Source organism: Tsukamurella sputi (assembly GCF_007858445.1).
Classification (GTDB): domain Bacteria; phylum Actinomycetota; class Actinomycetes; order Mycobacteriales; family Mycobacteriaceae; genus Tsukamurella; species Tsukamurella sputi.
The window spans coordinates 1-925 of record NZ_VIGV01000024.1; the positions used below are offsets into that span (position 1 = coordinate 1).

Genomic DNA, 925 nt, shown 5'->3' on the forward strand with positions numbered 1-925 from the left:
TTATTAGCATCTCGCTCACCGAGACGGCAAGCATTGTTACAGCAACTTCAGATCAACTATAGGGCGGTTGATGTTGAAGTTGATGAGTGTGCTAAAGGGTGCATCATGCCAGAATTCTATGTTAAGAGTATGGCTGAAGCGAAAGCGATGGCAGCACTTGCCGAATATCGCGATCAAATCAGTAGTAGACGATTGCTTTTAACTGCTGATACGGTGATTAGTTACGCTGGAAAGATTATTGGAAAGCCAGAGAGTGAGGCTCATTTTCTGGAGATTATGCGTAGGCTCTCTAACAAAACCCATACAGTTTTCACAGCGATTACATTGGTTGGCCTTGATGATAAACCGGGATCTCTTGCGACTGCAAAAGAGAAGTTTGTCACAATGTTGAGTGAGAGTTCAGTGACATTTTCAATTTTGCCGGAAGACTTTATTCATCATTATTGGCAAAGTGGGGAACCGCAAGATAAAGCTGGTGGATATGCGATTCAAGGAATGATGGCTGGTTATATAGAATCTATCGAAGGAAGTTATTCCGGCATTATGGGGTTGCCGCTATTTGAATTGAGGAAAGCTCTGGAAGAATTTGGTTATTATCTGATGGAGAGAGAATAACCGGCCGGAATAGATATATTGACGGAAGATCTGGTGTGTATCTGATAGATAAATAATCTAGAGAGCGTAAATAGAGGATGGGGTAAATAGAAATGGTCCCGGTGATAGGAATAAGTTTGTTTGATAACTATTTCTAGCATAGATTGTATCTTAAACATAAATAGCGGTTTAAAAGATGAATTCATTAAAGAGAGAAGAAGAGAAGCAAGAAGTTGCACAAAAAGAGAGTGTTGAGCGCTCAACAACTGAACTTCAAGAGAGAGCTATTGAAGATCCCTCTATAGAGGAGGAGGAATCCCCAACCCTTTAT

The 925-nt window shown here is 40.6% G+C and carries 1 protein-coding gene; it reads left to right on the top strand.

Annotation, left to right across the window (positions count from 1 at the left end; all coding sequences use genetic code 11):
• Nucleotides 1-615 (top strand): Maf family protein (locus tag FK268_RS25775; RefSeq protein WP_146437755.1); only part of this gene is annotated, 615 nt, incomplete at its 5' end.
• Nucleotides 616-925: the final 310 nt, after the last annotated feature.